20 protein-coding genes are annotated in these 20,216 nt (G+C 65.2%); 11 read left to right on the forward strand and 9 right to left on the reverse strand.

The window, feature by feature from the left end; translation table 11 throughout:
• Window positions 1–30: 30 nt before the first annotated feature.
• The 6 genes from leuA to L3V85_RS20240 all read right to left on the reverse strand — a co-directional run bounded on the left by leuA (window position 31) and on the right by L3V85_RS20240 (window position 6,720).
• Window positions 31–1,734 (reverse strand): 2-isopropylmalate synthase, encoded by a 1,704-nt coding sequence (gene leuA, locus L3V85_RS20215; protein ID WP_237674510.1) that lies wholly within the window; start codon window positions 1,732–1,734, stop codon window positions 31–33.
• Window positions 1,735–1,944: 210 nt separating this feature from the next.
• Window positions 1,945–2,769 carry a CDP-diacylglycerol--serine O-phosphatidyltransferase gene (gene pssA / locus L3V85_RS20220; protein ID WP_237674511.1) on the reverse strand — a complete coding sequence of 275 codons (825 nt, stop codon included), beginning with the start codon at window positions 2,767–2,769 and terminating at the stop codon, window positions 1,945–1,947.
• A gap of 183 nt (window positions 2,770–2,952) precedes the next feature.
• Window positions 2,953–3,969: a ketol-acid reductoisomerase gene (ilvC, locus tag L3V85_RS20225; protein ID WP_237674512.1), complete on the reverse strand. Its 1,017-nt coding sequence runs from the start codon at window positions 3,967–3,969 to the stop codon at window positions 2,953–2,955.
• A 53-nt stretch (window positions 3,970–4,022) separates the two neighbouring features.
• Window positions 4,023–4,286, reverse strand: coding sequence for a DUF4282 domain-containing protein (locus L3V85_RS20230; protein WP_198083982.1), 264 nt, complete (start codon window positions 4,284–4,286; stop codon window positions 4,023–4,025).
• Between the two features lie 53 nt (window positions 4,287–4,339).
• Window positions 4,340–4,831, reverse strand: a complete 492-nt coding sequence (ilvN, locus tag L3V85_RS20235; protein WP_081266310.1) for an acetolactate synthase small subunit — start codon at window positions 4,829–4,831, stop codon at window positions 4,340–4,342.
• A gap of 104 nt (window positions 4,832–4,935) precedes the next feature.
• Window positions 4,936–6,720 (reverse strand): acetolactate synthase 3 catalytic subunit, encoded by a 1,785-nt coding sequence (locus L3V85_RS20240; RefSeq protein ID WP_237674513.1) that lies wholly within the window; start codon window positions 6,718–6,720, stop codon window positions 4,936–4,938.
• A gap of 281 nt (window positions 6,721–7,001) precedes the next feature.
• On the opposite strand from L3V85_RS20240, the gene L3V85_RS20245 reads away from it, so the two are divergent.
• From L3V85_RS20245 to L3V85_RS20270, 6 genes are read left to right on the forward strand one after another with little or no spacing between them, the layout of a single operon-like run.
• Window positions 7,002–7,568, forward strand: coding sequence for an RNA polymerase sigma factor (locus tag L3V85_RS20245; protein WP_237674514.1), 567 nt, complete (start codon window positions 7,002–7,004; stop codon window positions 7,566–7,568).
• Window positions 7,565–7,987 carry a DUF3619 family protein gene (locus L3V85_RS20250; RefSeq protein ID WP_237674515.1) on the forward strand — a complete coding sequence of 141 codons (423 nt, stop codon included), beginning with the start codon at window positions 7,565–7,567 and terminating at the stop codon, window positions 7,985–7,987. The genes L3V85_RS20245 and L3V85_RS20250 overlap by 4 nt, the downstream gene beginning before the upstream one ends.
• Before the next feature lie 16 nt (window positions 7,988–8,003).
• Window positions 8,004–8,828, forward strand: coding sequence for a DUF3106 domain-containing protein (locus L3V85_RS20255; RefSeq protein WP_237674516.1), 825 nt, complete (start codon window positions 8,004–8,006; stop codon window positions 8,826–8,828).
• Window positions 8,829–8,842: 14 nt separating this feature from the next.
• The gene (locus L3V85_RS20260; protein WP_237674517.1) at window positions 8,843–9,409 is read left to right on the forward strand and encodes an RDD family protein; all 567 of its coding nucleotides are present in this window, start codon (window positions 8,843–8,845) and stop codon (window positions 9,407–9,409) included.
• On the forward strand, window positions 9,406–9,813 hold the full coding sequence (locus L3V85_RS20265; RefSeq protein ID WP_237674518.1) for a diacylglycerol kinase: 408 nt from the start codon (window positions 9,406–9,408) through the stop codon (window positions 9,811–9,813). The genes L3V85_RS20260 and L3V85_RS20265 overlap by 4 nt, the downstream gene beginning before the upstream one ends.
• 31 nt (window positions 9,814–9,844) lie before the next feature.
• The gene (locus L3V85_RS20270) at window positions 9,845–10,435 is read left to right on the forward strand and encodes a TIGR00730 family Rossman fold protein (RefSeq protein ID WP_237674519.1); all 591 of its coding nucleotides are present in this window, start codon (window positions 9,845–9,847) and stop codon (window positions 10,433–10,435) included.
• 47 nt (window positions 10,436–10,482) lie between these two features.
• Here L3V85_RS20270 and L3V85_RS20275 read toward each other — a convergent pair whose 3' ends face one another.
• Together L3V85_RS20275 and L3V85_RS20280 are read right to left on the reverse strand one after the other, a co-directional pair.
• Window positions 10,483–10,821, reverse strand: coding sequence for a P-II family nitrogen regulator (locus L3V85_RS20275; protein WP_126746480.1), 339 nt, complete (start codon window positions 10,819–10,821; stop codon window positions 10,483–10,485).
• Window positions 10,818–12,515: an NAD+ synthase gene (locus L3V85_RS20280; protein ID WP_237674520.1), complete on the reverse strand. Its 1,698-nt coding sequence runs from the start codon at window positions 12,513–12,515 to the stop codon at window positions 10,818–10,820. Before L3V85_RS20280 ends, L3V85_RS20275 begins: the two co-directional genes overlap by 4 nt.
• A 20-nt stretch (window positions 12,516–12,535) precedes the next feature.
• On the opposite strand from L3V85_RS20280, the gene L3V85_RS20285 reads away from it, so the two are divergent.
• The gene (locus L3V85_RS20285) at window positions 12,536–13,690 is read left to right on the forward strand and encodes a GNAT family N-acetyltransferase (RefSeq protein ID WP_237674521.1); all 1,155 of its coding nucleotides are present in this window, start codon (window positions 12,536–12,538) and stop codon (window positions 13,688–13,690) included.
• A 74-nt stretch (window positions 13,691–13,764) separates the two neighbouring features.
• Window positions 13,765–14,517: a hypothetical protein gene (locus L3V85_RS20290; protein ID WP_237674522.1), complete on the forward strand. Its 753-nt coding sequence runs from the start codon at window positions 13,765–13,767 to the stop codon at window positions 14,515–14,517.
• A gap of 54 nt (window positions 14,518–14,571) precedes the next feature.
• Here L3V85_RS20290 and ppa read toward each other — a convergent pair whose 3' ends face one another.
• On the reverse strand, window positions 14,572–15,099 hold the full coding sequence (gene ppa, locus L3V85_RS20295) for an inorganic diphosphatase (RefSeq protein WP_081266300.1): 528 nt from the start codon (window positions 15,097–15,099) through the stop codon (window positions 14,572–14,574).
• A 255-nt stretch (window positions 15,100–15,354) separates the two neighbouring features.
• Here ppa and L3V85_RS20300 point away from each other — a divergent pair, with 255 nt between their 5' ends.
• Genes L3V85_RS20300 through L3V85_RS20310 form a run of 3 tightly spaced genes read left to right on the forward strand, consistent with a single transcriptional unit; the run spans window position 15,355 to window position 20,191 of the window.
• Window positions 15,355–17,871 carry a sodium-translocating pyrophosphatase gene (locus L3V85_RS20300; protein WP_237674523.1) on the forward strand — a complete coding sequence of 839 codons (2,517 nt, stop codon included), beginning with the start codon at window positions 15,355–15,357 and terminating at the stop codon, window positions 17,869–17,871.
• Window position 17,872: 1 nt separating this feature from the next.
• Window positions 17,873–18,241 (forward strand): nuclear transport factor 2 family protein, encoded by a 369-nt coding sequence (locus tag L3V85_RS20305; protein WP_237674524.1) that lies wholly within the window; start codon window positions 17,873–17,875, stop codon window positions 18,239–18,241.
• Window positions 18,242–18,289: 48 nt separating this feature from the next.
• Window positions 18,290–20,191, forward strand: a complete 1,902-nt coding sequence (locus L3V85_RS20310; RefSeq protein ID WP_237674525.1) for a YhgE/Pip domain-containing protein — start codon at window positions 18,290–18,292, stop codon at window positions 20,189–20,191.
• The last annotated feature ends 25 nt before the right edge of the window (window positions 20,192–20,216 follow it).

Below are 20,216 nucleotides of genomic sequence, written 5' to 3' on the forward strand. Positions count from 1 at the left end.
GCCCGGCGCGGATCTTTCCGTGCGGCAACGTCAGGCGATTTCGACCACCGATTGTGCGCTGTGCGCGCCCCGGGCCCGCGAACGCTGTACGCCCGAAACAATCGCTTTCAGCGACGCGGAGATCACGTTCGCGTCGATGCCCACGCCGAACAGCGTCTGGCTTTCATCCACGCGCAGTTCCAGGTAGGCCACCGACTTCGCATCGGCACCGGCGCCGATCGCATGCTGGTGGTAGTCCATCACGCGCACGGTGTGGCCGGTGGCCTTGCTCAGCGCCTGAGTGAAGGCGTCGATCGGGCCGTTGCCCCGGCCCTCGATGGCATGCACTTCGCCGTCCCACGGCAGGTCGCCACGCAGGACCACGGAAGCGCTGGCGCCCTCGCCTTCTTCCTCGATCACGCGGTGCTGCAGCGATTGCGCGGTCTCGATGCCGTACTCGCGCACGAACAGGTCCCAGAGGTCGGCGGCGGTGAGCTCCTTGCCGGCCACGTCCATCACGCGCTGCACGACCTGCATGAATTCCATCTGCAGGCGGCGCGGCATCTCGATGCCGTATTCGCTTTCGAGCAGGTAGGCCATGCCGCCCTTGCCGGACTGGCTGTTCACGCGGATCACGGCTTCGTAGCTGCGGCCCACGTCCTTCGGGTCGATGGGGAGGTAGGGCATGTCCCAGATGTCGCCGTCCTTGCGCGCGGCGAAGGCCTTCTTGATCGCGTCCTGGTGCGAGCCCGAGAACGAGGTGTAGACCAGATCGCCGACGTACGGGTGGCGCGGGTGCACCGGAATCTGATTGCAATGCTCGACCGTGGCGCGAATCTCGTCGATGTTGGAGAAATCGAGCTCGGGCGAAACGCCTTGCGTGTAGAGGTTGAGCGCGACGTTCACCAAGTCGAGGTTGCCGGTGCGCTCGCCGTTGCCGAAGAGACAGCCTTCGATCCGCTCCGCACCGGCCATGAGAGCCAGTTCGCCGGCCGCGGTGCCTGTGCCGCGGTCGTTATGCGGATGCACGCACAGCACGATGGAGTCGCGGCGCTCGAGGTTGCGGTGCATCCACTCGATCATGTCCGCGAAGATATTCGGCGTCGAATGCTCCACGGTCGTCGGCAGGTTGACGATGCACTTGCGCTGCGGCGTCGGCGCCCACACCTCCGTCACCGCATCGACTACGCGCTTGGAGAACGCCACGTCGGTGCCCGAGAACATTTCAGGCGAGTACTGGAAGGTCCATTGCGTGTTCGGCTGCTTCGCTGCGAACTCGTTGAACATGCGTGCGTGGGTAGTCGCGAGCTCGACGATCTGGTCTTCGTTCATGCCGAGCACCACGCGGCGCATCACTGGCGCCACGGCGTTGTAGAGGTGCACGATGGCGCGCGGCGCGCCTTGCAGCGATTCGAAGGTGCGCGCAATGAGGTGGTCGCGTGCCTGCGTCAGCACCTGGATCGTCACGTCTTCGGGGATGCGGTCTTCCTCGATGAGCTTGCGCACGAAGTCGAATTCGATCTGCGACGCCGAGGGGAAGCCGACTTCGATTTCCTTGAAGCCGATGGCCACGAGGGTTTCGAACATGCGCATCTTGCGCGCGATGTCCATGGGCTCGACCAGCGCCTGGTTGCCATCACGCAGGTCGGTCGACAGCCAGATGGGCGCCTTGGTCAGCACGGCATCGGGCCAGGTACGGTCCTTGAGGCCGATCGGGGCGAATGCGCGGTATTTGCTTTGAGGTTGCTTGAGCATGTCGATTTCTCTGTAATGGTTAGTAATCGACCAGCAACCCCAAAAACAAACGGCCCGTTGCTGGTGCGAACGGGCCGTGGTGAGGGATTTGCGCGTGCGCTACCGTCTCCGCCCGTGAGGGAGGGCTAGTAGGGCCAGCAGCGAAATCTTGGTCATGAGGGTTTCGAATGTAGCACAGCCTGCGCGGGCCTGGGAAGGCCTGCACGAGCCTCAGTTGTGCAGTCCCCGCTCGTCGGGCTCTTCCGTCGAGGTACTGATCACGCTCGCCGGCTGGCCCTTGGCCTTGCGCCATGCGTAGACCACGTAGCCGCTCAGGCCGTAGGCGACGAACAGGCCGAAGAGCACCGTCGGCGGATTGATGTTGATGACCGCAATGCCCAGCGCGATGAGAACGATCACCACGAAGGGCACGCTCTTCTTCATCTGGATGTCCTTGAAGCTGTAGAACGGCGCGTTCGTGACCATCGTGAGGCCCGCGTACAGCGTGAACGCGAACGTGACCCAGGTGATCTGCGTCCACGAGAGATACAGCACGTCGCCGCCACGCTTGCCCCATTCGTTCACCACCCAGATGAAGCCGGCCACAAGAGCAGCTGCGGCCGGAGACGGCAGCCCCTGAAACCAGCGCTTGTCGACCACGCCTGTGTTCACGTTGAAGCGAGCCAGCCGCAGCGCCGCGCAGGCGCAGTAAACGAAGGCAGCGATCCAGCCCCAACGCCCCAGCCCCTTGAGTGACCATTCGTAGGCAATGAGCGCAGGCGCCGCGCCGAACGACACCATGTCGGACAGCGAATCCATCTGCTCGCCGAACGCGCTTTGCGTGTTGGTCATGCGGGCCACGCGCCCGTCAAGGCTGTCAAGCACCATCGCGGCGAACACGCCGAGTGCCGCGAGGTCGAAGCGCGCGTTCATGGCCATCACGACCGAATAGAAACCGCCGAACAACGCCGCCAGCGTGAACAGGTTCGGCAGGATGTAGATGCCCTTGCGACGTTTGCGCGGCTGCACGTCGTCGGGAACCGTATCGTCATGCATTGAAATTGCCTCCGTCCCTCATGGGCACAGCACGTACAGCTATCCAATCGATAGCTTCTTGATCTGTGAATCGCATGGCTCGCAGTGTAGTTCAGGGGACCTCTTCGACCCCCTTCAAACAAAAGGGCCACCGCGACGGGTGGCCCTCGGGAAAAGGCGCCGAAGCGCCTCTTAGCCGGAAGATCAGTTGCGGGTCTGGTCGACCAGCTTGTTCTTCTTGATCCAGGGCATCATCGCACGCAGCTTTTCGCCGACGACTTCGATCTGATGCTCGGAATTCAGGCGGCGGCGGCTGATCAGCGTGGGAGCGCCGGCGGCGTTTTCCAGCACGAAGCTCTTGGCGTATTCGCCGGTCTGGATGTCCTTGAGCACTTGCTTCATGACCTTCTTGGTCTCTTCGGTCACGACGCGCGGGCCGGTGACGTACTCGCCGTATTCGGCGTTGTTCGAGATCGAGTAGTTCATGTTGGCGATGCCGCCTTCATAGATCAGGTCGACGATCAGCTTCAGCTCGTGCAGGCATTCGAAGTACGCCATTTCGGGCGCGTAGCCGGCTTCCACCAGCGTTTCGAAACCGGCCTTGATCAGCTCGACCGTACCGCCGCACAGAACCGCTTGTTCGCCGAACAGGTCGGTCTCGGTTTCTTCGCGGAAGTTGGTCTCGATGATGCCGGCCTTGCCGCCGCCGTTGGCGGTGGCGTAGCTCAGCGCGAGGTCACGTGCCTTGCCGGTCTTGTCCTGGTGCACGGCCACGAGGTGGGGCACGCCGCCGCCTTGGGCGTACGTGCTGCGCACGGTGTGGCCCGGGGCCTTGGGAGCGACCATCCACACGTCGAGGTCGGCGCGCGGCTGCACGAAGCCGTAGTGCACGTTGAAGCCGTGCGCGAAGACCAGCGAAGCGCCTTCCTTGATGTTCGGAGCCACGTCGTTCTTGTAGACGTTGGCGATCTGCTCGTCGGGCAGCAGGATCATGACGACGTCGGCGGCCTTCACGGCGTCGGCGACTTCAGCGACCTTCAGGCCGGCCTTTTCGACCTTTGGCCACGAGGCGCCGCCCTTGCGCAGGCCGACCACGACCTTGACGCCGCTGTCGTTCAGGTTCTGCGCGTGCGCATGACCTTGCGAGCCGTAACCGATGATGGCGACCGTCTTGCCCTTGATGAGGCTGAGGTCCGCGTCCTTGTCGTAATAAACCTTCATATGCGTCTTTCCTATTTAATCTCGGGCATCCCCAAGGGCGGGGATGCGTTCACTCACAGTGGGCCGGAAGAATTCCGGGCCTTCATTTGCTGATTGATGGACACGAGGTTGTCGTGAATGCGGAACAGCAGGATCAGCAATTCGCTGTAGACGCGAACGATGATCGCGCCGAAAACCAGGACCCCGATGGCGACCAGGATGCGTCCCTGGAACAGCGCCGTCGCGGTCATTGCGAGCACAGCCAGCAATCCAAGGAAATACAGTATCCGGATGATGATGGGCGTCACCATCTTGTCGAATCCCAGCAAGTCTTGCATCACGTTCTCCTCATGTGTCGATGAAACGATGAAACTGAGGGGATCTGCACCCCCTACACGCGCAGGATGCGCTCACCGCGCCCGATGCCGCTGGCACCGGTGCGGACAGTTTCGAGGATAGCGCTACGCTCGATCGCTTCGAGGAAAGCGTCGTTCTTGCCGTGGTCGCCGGTGAGTTCGATGGTGTAGCTCTTGTCGGTCACATCGATGATGCGGCCGCGGAAGATTTCCGCCATGCGCATCATTTCCTCGCGCTCCTTGCCGACCGCGCGCACCTTCACCATCATGAGCTCGCGCTCGGTGTAGGCGCCTTCGGTCAGGTCGACGACCTTCACCACTTCGATCAGGCGGTTCAGGTGCTTGGTGATCTGCTCGATCACGTCGTCGGAACCGGTCGTGACGATGGTCATGCGCGAGAGGCTCGAGTCCTCGGTCGGCGCGACGGTCAGCGATTCGATGTTGTAGCCACGGGCCGAGAACAGGCCCACCACGCGGGAAAGAGCACCCGGCTCGTTTTCCAGCAGCACTGCAATGATGTGTTTCATGTTTGCGTGACTCCTCTTTTCGCCGCCCTCCCCCGTGCACGGTAATGCGCGGGCTCGGCGGGCAATAGATTCGTCAGTAAAGAGTTGAGCGAATGTTCCGCGGATCAGAGATCTTCGGAACCCAACAGCATTTCGGTGATGCCCATGCCGGCCTTCACCATCGGGAACACGTTTTCAGTGGGGTCGGTGCGGAAGTCCATGAACACCGTGCGGTCCTTGAGCTTGCGTGCTTCGCGCAGCGCGGGCTCCACGTCTTGTGGACGCTCGATCAGCATGCCGACGTGGCCGTAGGCCTCGGCGAGCTTCACGAAGTTCGGCAGTGCATCCATGTAGCTGTGGCTGTAGCGGCCGGAGTATTCGATCTCCTGCCACTGGCGCACCATGCCCAGGTAGCGGTTGTTGAGCGAGCAGATCTTGATCGGCGTGTTGTACTGCAGGCAGGTGGAGAGTTCCTGGATGCACATCTGCACCGAGCCTTCGCCGGTGATGGTGAACACTTCCGAATCGGGCTTGGCGAGCTTGATGCCCATGGCGTAGGGAATGCCCACGCCCATGGTGCCCAGGCCGCCGGAGTTGATCCAGCGGCGCGGCTCGTCGAAGCGGTAGTACTGGGCGGCCCACATCTGGTGCTGGCCCACGTCCGACGTGATGTACGCGTCGGCGTCCTTGGTCATGTTCCAGAGGGTCTCGACCACGTACTGCGGCTTGATCACGTCCTTGTTGCCGCGGTCGTACTTGAGGCAGTCGCGCGAGCGCCAGGCCTCGATGGTCTTCCACCAGTCGGCCAGCGCGCCGGCGTCGGGCTTGGCGGTGCTCTCGCGGATCATCGAGATCAGCTCGGTGAGCACGTCCTTCACGTCGCCGACGATCGGGATGTCGACCTTCACGCGCTTCGAGATGCTCGAAGGGTCGATGTCGATATGGATGATCTTGCGCTCGTTCTGCGCGAAGTGCTTGGGGTTGCCGATGACGCGGTCGTCGAAACGAGCGCCCACCGCCAGCAGCACGTCGCAGTTCTGCATCGCGTTGTTGGCTTCGATGGTGCCGTGCATGCCCAGCATGCCCAGGAACTTGCGGTCGCTGGCCGGATAGGCGCCCAGGCCCATCAGCGTGTTCGTGACCGGGTAGCCGAGCATGTCGACGAGCGTGCGCAGTTCGTTCGTGGCATTGCCCAGCAGCACGCCGCCGCCGGTGTAGATGTAGGGGCGCTTGGCCGCCAGCAGCAGTTGCAGCGCCTTGCGGATCTGTCCGCCGTGGCCCTTGCGCACCGGGTTGTACGAGCGCATCTCGACCTTGTCGGGATAGCCTGCGTAAGGAACCTTCTTGAAGGAAACGTCCTTCGGCACGTCCACCACCACAGGGCCGGGGCGGCCACTGCGCGCGATGTGGAAGGCCTTTTTCATCGTCATGGCCAGATCCTTGGGATCCTTGACGAGGAAGTTGTGCTTGACGATGGGGCGGGTGATGCCGACCGTGTCGCATTCCTGGAAGGCGTCGAGGCCGATGGCGGCCGTCGGCACCTGACCCGAGATGATCACCATCGGGATGGAATCCATGTACGCCGTCGCGATGCCGGTGACCGCGTTGGTCAGGCCGGGACCGGAAGTGACCAGCGCCACGCCGACTTCGCCGGTCGCGCGCGCATAGCCATCGGCCGCGTGCACGGCTGCCTGCTCGTGCCGCACCAGCACGTGCTGGATGGTGTCCTGCTTGTAGAACGCGTCGTAGATGTAGAGAACGGCGCCACCAGGGTAGCCCCAGACGTACTGAACGCCTTCGGCCTGCAGTGCCTTGACCAGCACCTCAGCGCCCATGAGTTCTTGCGTGGCGTTGCCGGCGCTCGAGGACGCGGCGGCTGCGGAGATGATTTCCGCCTTGGAGATTTCCATGATCAACCTTTGTTTATTTCGGGAACGAAATACCTTGGGTGCCCCTTGCCAACCCTTGTGAGGTCGCGCCAGGACTTGAGGCCAAAGCCATGAGCGGACTGATGTTCCGCCGGACCGTGACCCGTTTGCCTTTTGACTTGCAGGCCGGATTATGGCATTTCCGGACGTTCAGATTCGCTTCAGCACTTGTGTAAAGCGACAAAGGCATAATCCGCGGCGGTAAACATACGCGATCGCTAGACCCCCATTTCCCACGCGGCGCGACCTGCGCCCCCTCTCGCTTGGCCACTGAACTAGAACTCTCCGACTTCCTGAAAAGCGTCGAACGACGCGCTTTCAAGCGCTCGGTCTACCACGTGCGGGATGAAGAAGCGGCGCTCGATATCGTGCAGGACAGCATGATGAAGCTGGCCCAGCATTACGGCGACAAGCCGGCCAACGAGCTGCCGATGCTGTTCCAGCGCATCCTGTCGAATTGCACCCTCGACTGGTTCCGCCGCCAGAAGACCCGCCGCGCCCTGTTCTCCAACCTCAGCGACTTCGATTCTGTCGACGACGACGGCGATTTCGATCTGCTGGAGAACTTCGTCTCGCCGACCGACTCTAGGGAATCGGAGAGCGCCGAAGACACCACCCGCCGCGCCCAGGTCTTCCACGAAATCGAGGAACAGATCGCAGCACTGCCGGGCCGTCAACGCGAGGCTTTCCTGATGCGTTACTGGGAGGAAATGGACGTCGCGGAGACGGCCGCAGCGATGGGCTGTTCCGAAGGCAGCGTCAAAACCCATTGCTCGCGAGCCGTTCACGCTCTGAGCAAGGCGCTCAAAGCCAAGGGAATATCGCTATGAATACTAAGGTTCCACCCTCCTCATTCACCGCCGAAGACGAGTTTGGCCAACGACTTGCTGCCCGCCTCTCGGCCGGCAACAAGGAGCTGTCGCACGACATCGGCGAACGGCTCCGCGTGGCACGCGCACAGGCCGTGGCGGCGCGCAAGCTGCCCCCGCAATTGCGAACCGCACCCGTGGTGGTGCAGTCGGGCCACACGGCGATGCTCGGTGGCAGCTGGTGGACCCGCATCGGCTCGGTGGTGCCGCTCATCGCGCTCGTGGCCGGCCTCATCACCATCAGCGTAATGCAGGACGACGACCGCGCCAGCGAACTGGCCGAAGTGGATTCCGCGCTCCTTACCGGCGATCTCCCGCCCGCCGCCTATACCGACCCCGGTTTTGCTCAATTCCTGAAGGCCGACAGCGCCTCCGACTGAACTTTTCACTGACCGAATGCGACGCCGCCCCTCTCCCAGCGCGAATACCTCCCGCCCCCTGCGCCCGCTCCAGGCGGGCGCAGTCGCTTGGGCGAGCGCGCTTGCGGTCGCTGCCTTCGGCCTGTCGGCCGCTGGCGCGCAGCCCCGCGCCGAAAACGCCGCAAACACCGCGGGCACCAGCAGCCCCAAGGCCGTCTCGACGACCAAGCCGCTCTGGAGCGAGCTCACGCCTGGGCAGCAGCAAGCTCTCACGCCACTGAGCCCCCACTGGAACACCCTGAACGCCGGGCAAAAACGCAAGTGGCTGGCGCTGTCGCACAACTACGCGGAAATGTCGGCCGAGGACAAGACGACCCTGCACAGCCGCATGATCGAGTGGGCCGCACTGAGCAACCAGCAACGCACTCAGGCTCGCCTGAACTTTGCCGAAGTCAAGCGCATTCCAGCTGACGAGCGCAAGGCCAAGTGGGAGCAATACCAGGCGTTGAGCGAAGAACAGAAGCGCAAGCTGGCCGAGCGTGCGCCCCCCAAGCCGCGTGGGGCTGCGATTCCGATTCGGCCAGTCTCCGCCCAAAAGCTCGTGCCGGTGCCTGCGGTCACGCCCGGTGCGCAGCACACCCCCAGGATCCTGCTGACACCGCCGCCTGCTCCGGCTTCGCCTCCCGCTACCCTGATGGTCGCCACTCCGCCAGAGCGCGCGCCTTCGACAACGCCGGCTGTCGTGGTCACCCCCGCTGCACCGCCGCCGCCCGCCAGTGTCTCGGCTCCGCCGGTCCCGGCCGAGGCGCAAGTACCGCCCCCCTCGTCGGTCTCGGCCGAACCGGCGACCACCTCTCCCTGACCACAAGGGCCTCGATGGTTTCCAGCTCTCCCGAAGTTTCGGGATCCGATCACCCGGCCTCGCCCGTCCCCACCGCAAGCAGCGCTCCCGTCTCGACAGTGCCCGGCCTGTGGCGCCGGATGGCCTGCTGGCTCTATGAAGGCATGCTGCTGTTCGCGGTCGTGTTCGTCTCGGGCTGGCTCTTCAGCACGCTGGGGCAGATGCGCGACGCCATGGATTCGCGGCGCCACCTGTTCCAGGCTTTCCTCTTCGTAGTTTTTGGCGTGTACTTCGTCTGGTTCTGGACCAAGGGCCAGACGCTTGCCATGAAAACCTGGAATATCCGTATCGTCGACCTGCACGGCCAGCCCATCAGCCAACGCCGCGCTCTCGCGCGCTACCTGCTGAGCTGGATCTGGTTCCTGCCGCCGCTGGCTACCCTCGCCCCCTTCAAGCTCTCGGGCGGCGAATCGACCCTCCTGATCTTCGGCTGGGTCGCCATCTGGGCCCTGCTTGCACGCTTTCACCCCGACCGCCAGTTTTGGCACGACGCCTGGGCCGGTACGCGGCTCATCACCTCCAAGCCGATGAGCCGCCGATGAGTGCCTTGCCCAATCTTCCCGATCCCGCCGTCAATCCGCAAAAGGCCCGCAAGGGCTTCGAGCGCGTCTGGCACGCCACGCTGATTTCGCTGCACGGCCTTCGCGCCGGCTGGAGCGAGCCCGCTTTCCGCCAGGAAGCCATCCTGTCGATCTTCATGATCCCGGCGTCGTTCTGGCTCGGCAGCAGCTGGGTCGAAGTGGCCCTGCTCGCGGGCAGCGCGCTCCTGGTGATGATCGTGGAACTGCTCAACACCGCCGTCGAAGCCGCCATCGACCGCATCGGGCCCGAGTGGCACGACCTCTCCAAGCGTGCCAAGGACATGGGCAGCGCGGCCGTGCTGCTGTCGCTCACACTGTGCGGCGGCATCTGGGCCGCGGCGCTCTGGCAACGCTTCCTGTCATGAGCGGGCATGCCGGCTGCGGCATGATGGCAGGATGAATCCTGAATTTTCGATCTGTGTGTATTGCGGCTCGCGCCCCGGCGAGCGCCCCGAGTTTTCCCAGGCCGCGCAAGCGGTCGGCCAGTGGATCGGCAAGCACGGCGGCCAATTGGTCTACGGTGGCGGCCGTACCGGCTTGATGGGCACCGTGGCCGAGGCCACCCGCCTCGCCGGAGGGCGCGTGGTCGGCATCATTCCCAAGGCGCTTGTCGACAAGGAACTGGCCAACTCGCTCTGCGACGAACTTCACGTGGTCGACACCATGCACGAGCGCAAGGCAATGATGGGCGAACGAGCCGACGCCTTCGTCGCCCTTCCGGGCGGCATCGGCACTTTCGAGGAACTCTTCGAGATCTGGACCTGGCGCCAGCTCGGCTACCACGACAAGCCGACCGGCATCCTGAACACCGCCGGCTACTACGACGGCCTGCTGGGCTTCCTGGCCCACAGCGTGCGTGAAGGCTTCATGGGCGAATGGCAGATGGAGCTGATTCGCACCGGCACCGAGGTGCCCGAGCTTCTGGCAGCGTTGCGCGCCGAAGTGCCGCTCCATCCGCGGGAAGACAGGCTGTCGGAAAACCTCTGACGCCCGCCTGCCCGGAAAAAGCCTCCGTTACCGGAGGCTTTTTTGCTTCAGACCGCGTTTTCGTTTTCTTCGCCAGTGCGGATGCGCACGATGCGCTCCACCTCGGTCACGAAGATCTTGCCGTCGCCGATCTTCCCGGTGCGCGCGGAATTAACGATGGCCTCGATGCAGCGCTCCACGTCGCCCTCGTTGACGACGACTTCGACCTTCATCTTGGGCAGGAAGTCGACCACGTACTCGGCGCCGCGGTACAGCTCGGTGTGCCCCTTCTGGCGGCCGAAGCCCTTGACCTCGGTCACGGTCAGGCCGGTAACGCCCACTTCGGCCAAGGCCTCGCGCACGTCCTCGAGCTTGAAGGGTTTGACGATGGCGGTGATCTGCTTCATGGTTTTTGCGCTCCGGCGGTTTCGTTGAATTTGCTGGTGATAGGGTAACGCCAATCCTTGCCGAAGCTTCGATGGGTGACCCGGATGCCTACCGGCGCCTGGCGCCGCTTGTATTCGTTGATCCTGATGAGCCGCGCAACCCGCTCGACCACCGCGCGTTCGTAGCCCGCGGCGATGATCTCGTCGATGCCTTCATCGTCCTGCATGTAGCGTGCCAGGATTCCGTCGAGGATGTCGTAGGGCGGGAGGCTGTCCTGGTCGGTCTGGTCGGGCCGCAGTTCGGCGCTGGGCGGGCGCGTGATGATCCGCTCGGGAATGGGCTCTGCGCCCATGCCGTAGGGGTCGTGGGCGTTGCGCCAGCGCGCCAGTGCGAACACCGTGGTCTTCAGCAGATCCTTGATGACCGCGAAACCGCCCGCCATGTCGCCGTAGAGCGTGCAGTAGCCGGTGGCCATTTCGCTCTTGTTGCCAGTGGTGAGCACGATGGAGCCGAACTTGTTCGACAGCCCCATCAGCAGCGTGCCGCGAATGCGTGCCTGAATGTTCTCTTCGGCCGTGTCCTCGGGCCGGCCCTTGAACTCTTCGGCCAGCGCACCCTTGAACGACTCGAAGGTGTGACGGATCGAGATCTCGTCGTAGCGCACGCCCAGCCGGCCCGCCATGTCGCGCGCGTCGATCCAGCTGATGTCGGCCGTGTAGGGCGAAGGCATCATCACCGCGCGAACCTTGTCCTTGCCCAATGCGTCGACCGCGATGGCGAGCACCAGGGCGGAATCGATGCCGCCCGAAAGCCCGAGGATAGCGCCCGGAAAACCGTTCTTGCCGATGTAGTCGCGCACGCCGAGCACCAGCGCGTCCCAAAGCTGCGCCTCGGCGTCACGCGGCGCGGCAATGGCTCCGGCCTCGGCGACGAAGCCCACACCGCCCTGCGGTGCGCGCTCCAGTTGCGCGAAGACCAGCTTCTCCCGAAAGCTCTCGGCCTGCATGACGGTGGTGCCGTCGGCCTGCAGCGCGAAAGAAGCCCCGTCGAACACCACTTCGTCCTGCCCGCCCACCAGATGGGCGTAGACCAGCGGCAACCCCACGGCACGCGCCCGCTCGGCCATGCGCGCCACGCGCTCGCCTTCCTTGCCCACGTGGTACGGCGAGGCGTTGATCACCGCCAGTACCTCGGCGCCACTTTCGCGGGCCAGTTCGGCCGGCTGGTCGAACCAGGCGTCCTCGCAGATCAACAGGCCGACAGAGACGCCGCCCGCCTCGAACACGCAAGTGCCCTGCCCTGGCGTGAAATACCGGCGCTCGTCGAACACCTGGTAGTTGGGCAGCTCGCGCTTGGCGTAGGTCTCGAGGATTCGGCCTTCCTTGATGACGCTCGCCGCGTTGTGCCGAAGCTGCACCGCCACCGAGCGGCTGCGCAGGCTTCCGCCCGTCGGATGCCCCACCACCACGACCATGTCTTTGAGGTCGGCCAGAGCGGCGGCAATGCCTTTCACGGCATCATCGCAGGCTTCGGTGAAGGCGGGCCGCAGGAACAGGTCTTCCGCCGCATAGCCGGCAATGGAAAGTTCGGGTGTCAGCAGCAGGCGCGCGCCTTGCGAATAGGCCTCGCGCGCGGCATCGACGATCTTTTTCGCGTTGCCGGCGAGGTCGCCCACCACAAAATTGAGTTGCGCGATGGCGAGCTTGAGCGTCATTACAGAAGGAAGAAAAAGGCTTGAACGATTATGTCATTCGGGTTCTGTCGTCACCGTCGGACGTGAGCCCGCAGGCATGGAACGCGTTGCTCGCCACACAGGCCGAGCCTTCGCCTTTCATGCGCCACGAATACCTCTCGGCGCTGCATGAAAGCGGCAGCGCCACGCCCTCCAGCGGATGGACGCCACAGTTCGTCACGCTGTGGCGCGGCAAGCAGTTGCAGGCGGCGTGCCCGCTTTACATCAAAGACCATTCGTACGGCGAATACGTCTTCGACTGGGCCTGGGCCAACGCATACGAGCAGCACGGCCTGGCGTACTACCCCAAGGCGGTGGTCGCCGTGCCCTTCACGCCCGTGCCCGGCACGCGCCTGTTGGCCCGCGATGCCCAAAGCCGCACCTTGCTGGTGCAGGGCTTGGTGGCCCTGTGCAAGCAGGAAGAACTGTCGTCGCTGCATCTGCTGTTCGGCGCCGATGAAGACATCGCGGCCTGCACCGAGGCCGGCCTCATGCTGCGCAATACAGTGCAATTCCATTGGACCAACGCCCAGTACGCCGACTTCGACAGCTTCCTCGCCAGCCTCTCCCACGACAAGCGCAAAAAGATCCGCCAGGAGCGCCGCAAGGTGGCCGACGCGGGCGTGAGCTTTCGCTGGTCGCGCGGCGCCGACATCCCGAAGGCCGACTGGGATTTTTTCTACCGCTGCTACGAGCGCACCTACCGCGAGCACGGCAACCCGCCCTACCTCACGCGCGACTTCTTCCGCCGCATGGCTGACACGATGCCCGAGGCATGGCTGCTGTTCATCGCAGAGCGCAACGGCAAGCCCATGGCCTCGAGCCTGATCGCGCTCTCGACCCAGCCGGACGAGCCCCTGGTGGCCTATGGCCGCTACTGGGGCGCGCTGGAGCGCGTCGATTGCCTGCACTTCGAAGCCTGCTACTACCAGCCGCTGGCTTGGTGCATTGCGCACGGCGCCAAGCGCTTCGAGGGCGGCGCGCAGGGCGAGCACAAGATGGCCCGCGCGCTGATGCCTGTCAAGACCACCAGCGCCCACTGGCTGGCCCATCCGGCCTTTGCCGACGCGGTCGAACGCTTTCTCGAGCGCGAGGGCGCCGGCATCGAGAACTACATGGACCATCTGGGCGAACGCAGCCCCTTCAAGGCCGCCTGACCGCGTCCGGCTCGTGCCATGTCGGGCTGCTATAAAAACGCCCGAATCCACAACAACACAAAGGGAAACGCACCATGCCATTCGTCGGACTGGGGCTGCACGTTCTTGTCGCGCTGTTCTTTGCCGTGCATGCCATGCGCCACGGCAAGCAGATGTACTGGCTGATTATCCTGTTCAGCTTTCCGCTCCTGGGCAGCCTCGTGTATTTCGTGGTCGAGTACCTGCCGGCCTCGCGCATGCAGCGCACCGCCGGCAAGGTGGCCAGCGCGGCCATCGGTTTCATTGATCCCGAGCGCGAGTACCGCGCCGCGGCCGATGCCTATGACCTCGCGCCCACCGCCCAGAACAAGCTGCGCCTGGCCAAGGCCTCGCTCGACCGGGGCCAACCCGCCGACGCCGTCGGCCACTACCGCGATGCGCTGAAAGGCCCGCTGGCGTCCGACCCCGAGCTTCAGTTCGGCCTTGCCAGCGCGCTGCTCGCCGCGGGCGGCCCGGCCTCGGGGCAGGAGGCCCTGCAGGCGATCCAGGCCCTGCGCGCCACGCGCGACGACTATCGGCGCGACGAAGTCGCCCTGCTCAACGCCCGCGCACTGGCCGCCGACGGGCGTCAGCAAGAAGCGCGCGAAGCCTTCGAGAGCGCCCTGAGCCAATACGGCACGGTCGAGACCCGGGCCCGCTATATCGCGTGGCTGGCTCAGCAAGGGGATGCCGGCGGCGCGCAACGCCACTGGGAAGAGCTCCAGCAGGCGGCACGCCACTGGAACTCGCACGCGCGATCGGTCAATCGCGAGTGGATGCGGCTGGCCTCGGACGCGGTCCGGGCCTGAGGCCGCAGGTCCAGGGGCATTGCGCCCCCGGACGCTGCCTTTAGGCAGCAGAACTTACTTCTTGTAGTTGGCGATGCCGTCGAGGATTTCCTTCTTGGCGGAGTCGATGCCTTCCCAGCCCAGCACCTTGACCCACTTGCCGGCTTCCAGGTCCTTGTAGTGCTCGAAGAAGTGGCTGATGGCCTTCAGGCGCATCGGGTTCACGTCGTCGACCGACTTCCAGTGGCTGTAGATCGGCAGCACCTTGTCGGTGGGCACGGCCAGCACCTTGCCGTCGACGCCGGCTTCGTCTTCCATCATCAGGATGCCCAGCGGGCGGCACGGCACGACCACGCCCGGCAGCAGCGGGTAGGGGGCGATCACCAGCACGTCGACCGGGTCGCCGTCGCCCGACAGGGTCTGCGGCACATAGCCGTAGTTGGCCGGGTAGTACATGGCCGTCGTCATGAAACGGTCGACGAAGATCGCGCCCGATTCCTTGTCGACTTCGTACTTGATCGGGTCGGCGTTCATCGGGATTTCGATCACGACGTTGAAGGCATCGGGGACGTTTTTTCCGGGGGAAACTTTGTCGAAGGACATGACGTTTTTCGAGTAGTTGAAAAGTATGAGACGGATGGGGACAAACCCGGAGTTTACTTTCCGTGTCACCGCGACGTCGCACACGCTTTCGTTTTTGCCTGTAAATTGCAACCGTTGGCCAATCGGCTCCGCACCCTCGGTGCAGCGAGCTTCGAGGAAGCAACGCGACGGATAGCATGGCCCCGTACGCGTTGCACGCAAGGGCCCATGCTGCCCGTCTCCACTAGTCGCAACGAACGAATGGAGAAGCAAGGCATGATCGGCAACACCCCCCTGATACTGGCAATCGTCTGCGGCCTCGTGGCCGTGGCCTATGGTTTCTGGGCCCGAAGTTGGATTCTCGCGAGGGACCCCGGCAACGCGCGCATGCAGGAAATCGCGGCCGCCATCCAGACCGGCGCTTCCGCCTACCTCGCCAAACAGTACACGACCATCGCGGTCGTCGGCGTGGTGCTCGCCGTATTGATCGCCCTCTTCCTCGACCTGACCACCGCGGTCGGCTTCATCGTGGGCGCGGTGCTTTCGGGCGCCTGCGGCTTCATCGGCATGAACGTGTCGGTGCGCGCCAATGTGCGCACCGCGCAGGCGGCCACGCACGGCATCGGCCCGGCGCTGGACGTGGCCTTCCGCGGCGGCGCCATCACCGGCATGCTGGTGGTGGGCCTGGGCCTGCTGGGCGTGTCGGGCTTCTACTGGTTCCTGGCCGGCAGCACGCCGGCGGCCGGTCAGAGCCTCTCGGCCATCCTCAATCCGCTGATCGGCTTTGCCTTCGGCTCGTCGCTGATCTCGATCTTCGCGCGGCTGGGCGGCGGCATCTTCACCAAGGGCGCCGACGTCGGCGCCGACCTGGTGGGCAAGGTCGAGGCCGGCATTCCTGAAGACGACCCGCGCAACCCGGCGGTGATCGCCGACAACGTGGGCGACAACGTCGGCGACTGCGCCGGCATGGCGGCCGACCTGTTCGAGACCTATGCCGTGACGCTGATCGCGACCATGGTGCTCGGCGCACTGATGGTCACGGCGGCGCCGACCAACGCGGTGCTCTATCCGCTGGCGCTGGGCGGCGTGTCGATCATCGCGTCGATCATCGGCTGCTTCTTCGTCAAGGCGTCGCCGGGCATGACCAACGTGATGCCGGCGCTTTACAAAGGCCTGGCGGTGGCGGGCATCCTGTCGCTGATCGCGTTCTGGTTCGTCACGAGCTGGCTGATTCCCGACAACGCCATCGCCCCCAGCGGCAGCCAGCTGAAGCTGTTCGGCGCCTGCTTCGTGGGCCTGGCGCTCACGGCCGCCCTGGTGTGGATCACCGAGTACTACACCGGCACGCAGTACAAGCCCGTGCAGCACATCGCGCAGGCTTCGACCACCGGCCACGGCACCAACATCATCGCGGGCCTGGGCGTGTCGATGCGTTCCACTGCCTGGCCGGTGATCTTCGTGTGCATCGCGATCCTGGCCTCCTATTCGCTGGCGGGCCTGTTCGGCATTGCCGTGGCTGCCACCTCGATGCTGAGCATGGCCGGCATCGTGGTCGCGCTCGACGCCTACGGCCCCATCACCGACAACGCCGGCGGCATCGCCGAGATGAGCGAGCTGCCCGAGAGCGTGCGCGCGGTGACCGACCCGCTCGACGCGGTCGGCAACACCACCAAGGCAGTGACCAAGGGCTACGCCATCGGCTCGGCCGGCCTCGCGTCGCTGGTGCTCTTTGCCGACTACACCCACAAGCTGGAGAGCTTCGGCCAGGCCATCAGCTTCAACCTGAGCGACCCGATGGTCATCGTCGGCCTGTTCATCGGCGGGCTGATTCCCTACCTGTTCGGCGCGATGGCCATGGAAGCGGTGGGCCGCGCGGCCGGCGCGGTGGTCGAGGAAGTGCGCCGCCAGTTCCGCGACATTCCCGGCATCATGGAAGGCACCGGCAAGCCCGAGTACGGCAAGGCCGTGGGCATGCTGACCGGCGCGGCCATCAAGGAAATGATGATCCCGTCGCTGCTGCCGGTGGTGGTGCCGATCGTGGTCGGCCTGCTGCTCGGGCCGAAGGCGCTGGGCGGGCTGCTGATGGGCACCATCGTCACGGGCCTGTTCGTCGCCATCTCGATGTGCACGGGCGGCGGCGCCTGGGACAACGCCAAGAAGTACATCGAGGACGGCCACCACGGCGGCAAGGGCTCCGAGGCGCACAAGGCGGCCGTCACCGGCGACACCGTGGGCGACCCCTACAAGGACACCGCCGGTCCGGCCGTGAACCCGCTGATCAAGATCATCAACATCGTGGCGCTGCTCATCGTGCCGCTGGTGGTGAAGTTCCACGCCGGCGACGCGGCAGCCGCCCTGCCGACGAAGATCGAGACGCCGCCCGCCGCGACGCCCCCCGCGGCCATGGCTGCACCGTCGACGCCCGGCGCTGTGGTGGCCGCGGGCGCCGTATCGGCCGCCGAGACCGCCGCGGTGAAGGTCGAGAACGGCGTCGTCAAGTTCTACTTCGCGACCGCCAGCGCCGAAGTGGCGCCCAACGCCAGGGAAGCCCTGGCCGACGTCATCAAGGCGGTGCAGAGCGGCAGCACGGTGCTCGTGAGCGGCTACCACGACGCCAGTGGCGACCCGGCCAAGAATGCCGAACTGGCCAAGCAGCGAGCCATGGCCGTGAGCGACGCGCTCAAGGCGGCCGGCGCGCCGGAAGACAAGATCGAGCTGGCCAAGCCCGAGCAATCGCAAGCCGACGGGCCACCCTCCGAGGCCCGCCGCGTCGAAGTCAAAGTAAAGTCCTGAAATGCCCACACCTGCCCGACTCGAATCGTTCATCGCCGCCGTCGAAGGCGGCGCGCATGCCAAAGCCATCGAGGACTACTACACCGAAGATGCGACCATGCGCGAAAACCAGGCCGAGCCGCGGCGGGGCCGCAGCACGCTGGTGGCGCAGGAAACGGCCGTGCTGGAGCGCACCGAGTCGGTGGTGTCCACCTGCGTGCGGCCGGTGCTGGTGAATGGCGACCACGTGGCCATTCACTGGATCTTCGAGTTCAGCTTCAAGGGCGGCGGCAAGATGCGCATGGAGGAAATTGCCTGGCAGCGCTGGGAAGGCGAGCGCATCGCCGAAGAGCAGTTCTTCTACGACCCGGCGCAGAAAAAGCCGGCCTGAGCCTTTTCGCATGCCGCCCGGTCATGGCGCTGAACACTCCCTAGCCCCATGCGATACCTCCGCGCCCTGATCGCCGGCACCCTGGCCATTGCATGCGCGGAGCTGGCGGTGGTGCGGCGCTTTCCGCGCATCCTGCTGGCGATCGTCGCGGTCGGCGTGGTCCCGGCGATCTATGCGCTGATCTATCTCACGAGCGTGTGGGACCCGGCCGGCCACACGGCCGACCTGCCCGCCGCGATCGTGAACGAAGACCGAGGCGTGACCTACATGTCGCACTCGGTGAATGTCGGCGAGCAGCTCACGGCCACCCTGCTGGCCAAGCGCGCCTTCGGCTTTCGCGTGATGACCAACGAAGAAGAGGCGCGCGCCGAGGTGCGGCGCGGCACGCTCGCCTTCGCCCTGCTGATTCCGCCGGACTTCAGCGCCGACGCCGTGCCCGGCGCGCAACGCGGCGCGGGGCGGCTGGTGGTCTACACCTCCGAGGGCAACAACTACAGCTCCGCCGGCCTCGCCCGCCGCTTCGCGGGCGAACTGGGGCACCAGGTCAACGAGATGCTCAACGAGCAGCGCTGGACGCTGGTGCTCAATGCGGCAGCGGGCTCTCAGCAGCGGCTGGAGCAGCTCAAGCAGGCGCTGCTGGCCCTGCGCGACGGCTCGCAGACGCTGGCCTCCGGCGCCGCCCAGTACAGCACCGCGGCGCGCGAAGTGGGCAACGGATTCAAGCAGGTCAACGGCGGCATCCGCCTGATCCAGTCGAAGCTGCCGGCCGACGCGGACCTTCGCGCGCTCAAGAGCGGCGCTCAGCAGCTCGCGGCGGGCCAGCACGAACTGGGCTCGGGCCTGGTCCAGATCGGCGAGGGCCTCGACCAGCTCCACGGCGGCGCAGGCCAACTGGGCGACGGCGCGCGCCGGCTGCAGCGGGAATCGGCTGACATTCCCTTCGTGGGCGAGCGCATTGCCAGGGGCGCCGGCGAACTCGCGGGCGGCGCGGACAAGCTCCGCGGCGGCCTCGAGCAGGCCCAGGCCGCCATGTCCAAGACACAGGACGGCAACCTGAAGCTCACCGACGGCGCCACGGCTCTGGAAGGCGGCGTCGGCAAGCTCACCGACGGCATGGGCGCGCTGTCCGCCGGCATCCGCACCATGGCCGGCAAGCTGCCCGAGGACCGCAGGCTCGACGAATTCGTGCAGGGCGGCACGCAGCTCGCGCAGGGCGCACAGAGGTTGCTGACCGGCGTGCGCACCATCGAGGCCGCCCTGCCCGCGTCCATTACCCGCATCCAGGGCAGCGCCTCGGGCCTGGCCGATTCGGTCGAGCCCAGGGTCGAGGTGGTGGCGCCGGTGGCCAACAACGGCAGCGCCTTCGTGCCCAACATGGTGTCGGTCGCGCTCTGGATCGGCGCGGTGATGGCCGGCTACCTGTTCAACATCCGCATCGTGCTGTCGGACCACACGCACTACCCCAAGCTCGCCAAGACGCTGGGAAAGATCACCGTGCCCGCGCTGATCGTGCTGCTGCAGGTGGCGCTGGTGCTGGCCACGCTGCTGGGCGTGCTCGAGGTTCAGGCGCCGAACGTGGCGGCGCTGGCGCTCACGATGGCATTGGCATCGCTGGTGTTCCTGGTGGTGCTGTTCGCCATCCTGCATGTGTTCGGCGACTTCGGCCGCATCCTCACGGTGCTGCTGCTGACCTTGCAGCTCTCGGCCGGCGGCGGCGTGCTGCCGGTTGAACTGTCGGCCGGCTTCTTCCGCACGGTGCACAGCTGGCTGCCGTTCAGCTGGGTGGTACAGGCCTTCCGCGCTGTGATGTTCGGCGCCTTCGACAACGGGTGGGTCCATGCCTGCGGCGTGGTGCTGCTCTCGGGCGCCGTGGCGGTGGGCCTGATGGCCATCTTCGGCAAGTGGAAGGACGTACTGCTTGCAGACTACAAGCCCACGATCCAGGTCTGATTGATGCAACACTTTCGATGTAACA

It is taken from the genome of Variovorax paradoxus, from assembly GCF_022009635.1.
In the GTDB taxonomy this organism is placed as follows: domain Bacteria; phylum Pseudomonadota; class Gammaproteobacteria; order Burkholderiales; family Burkholderiaceae_C; genus Variovorax.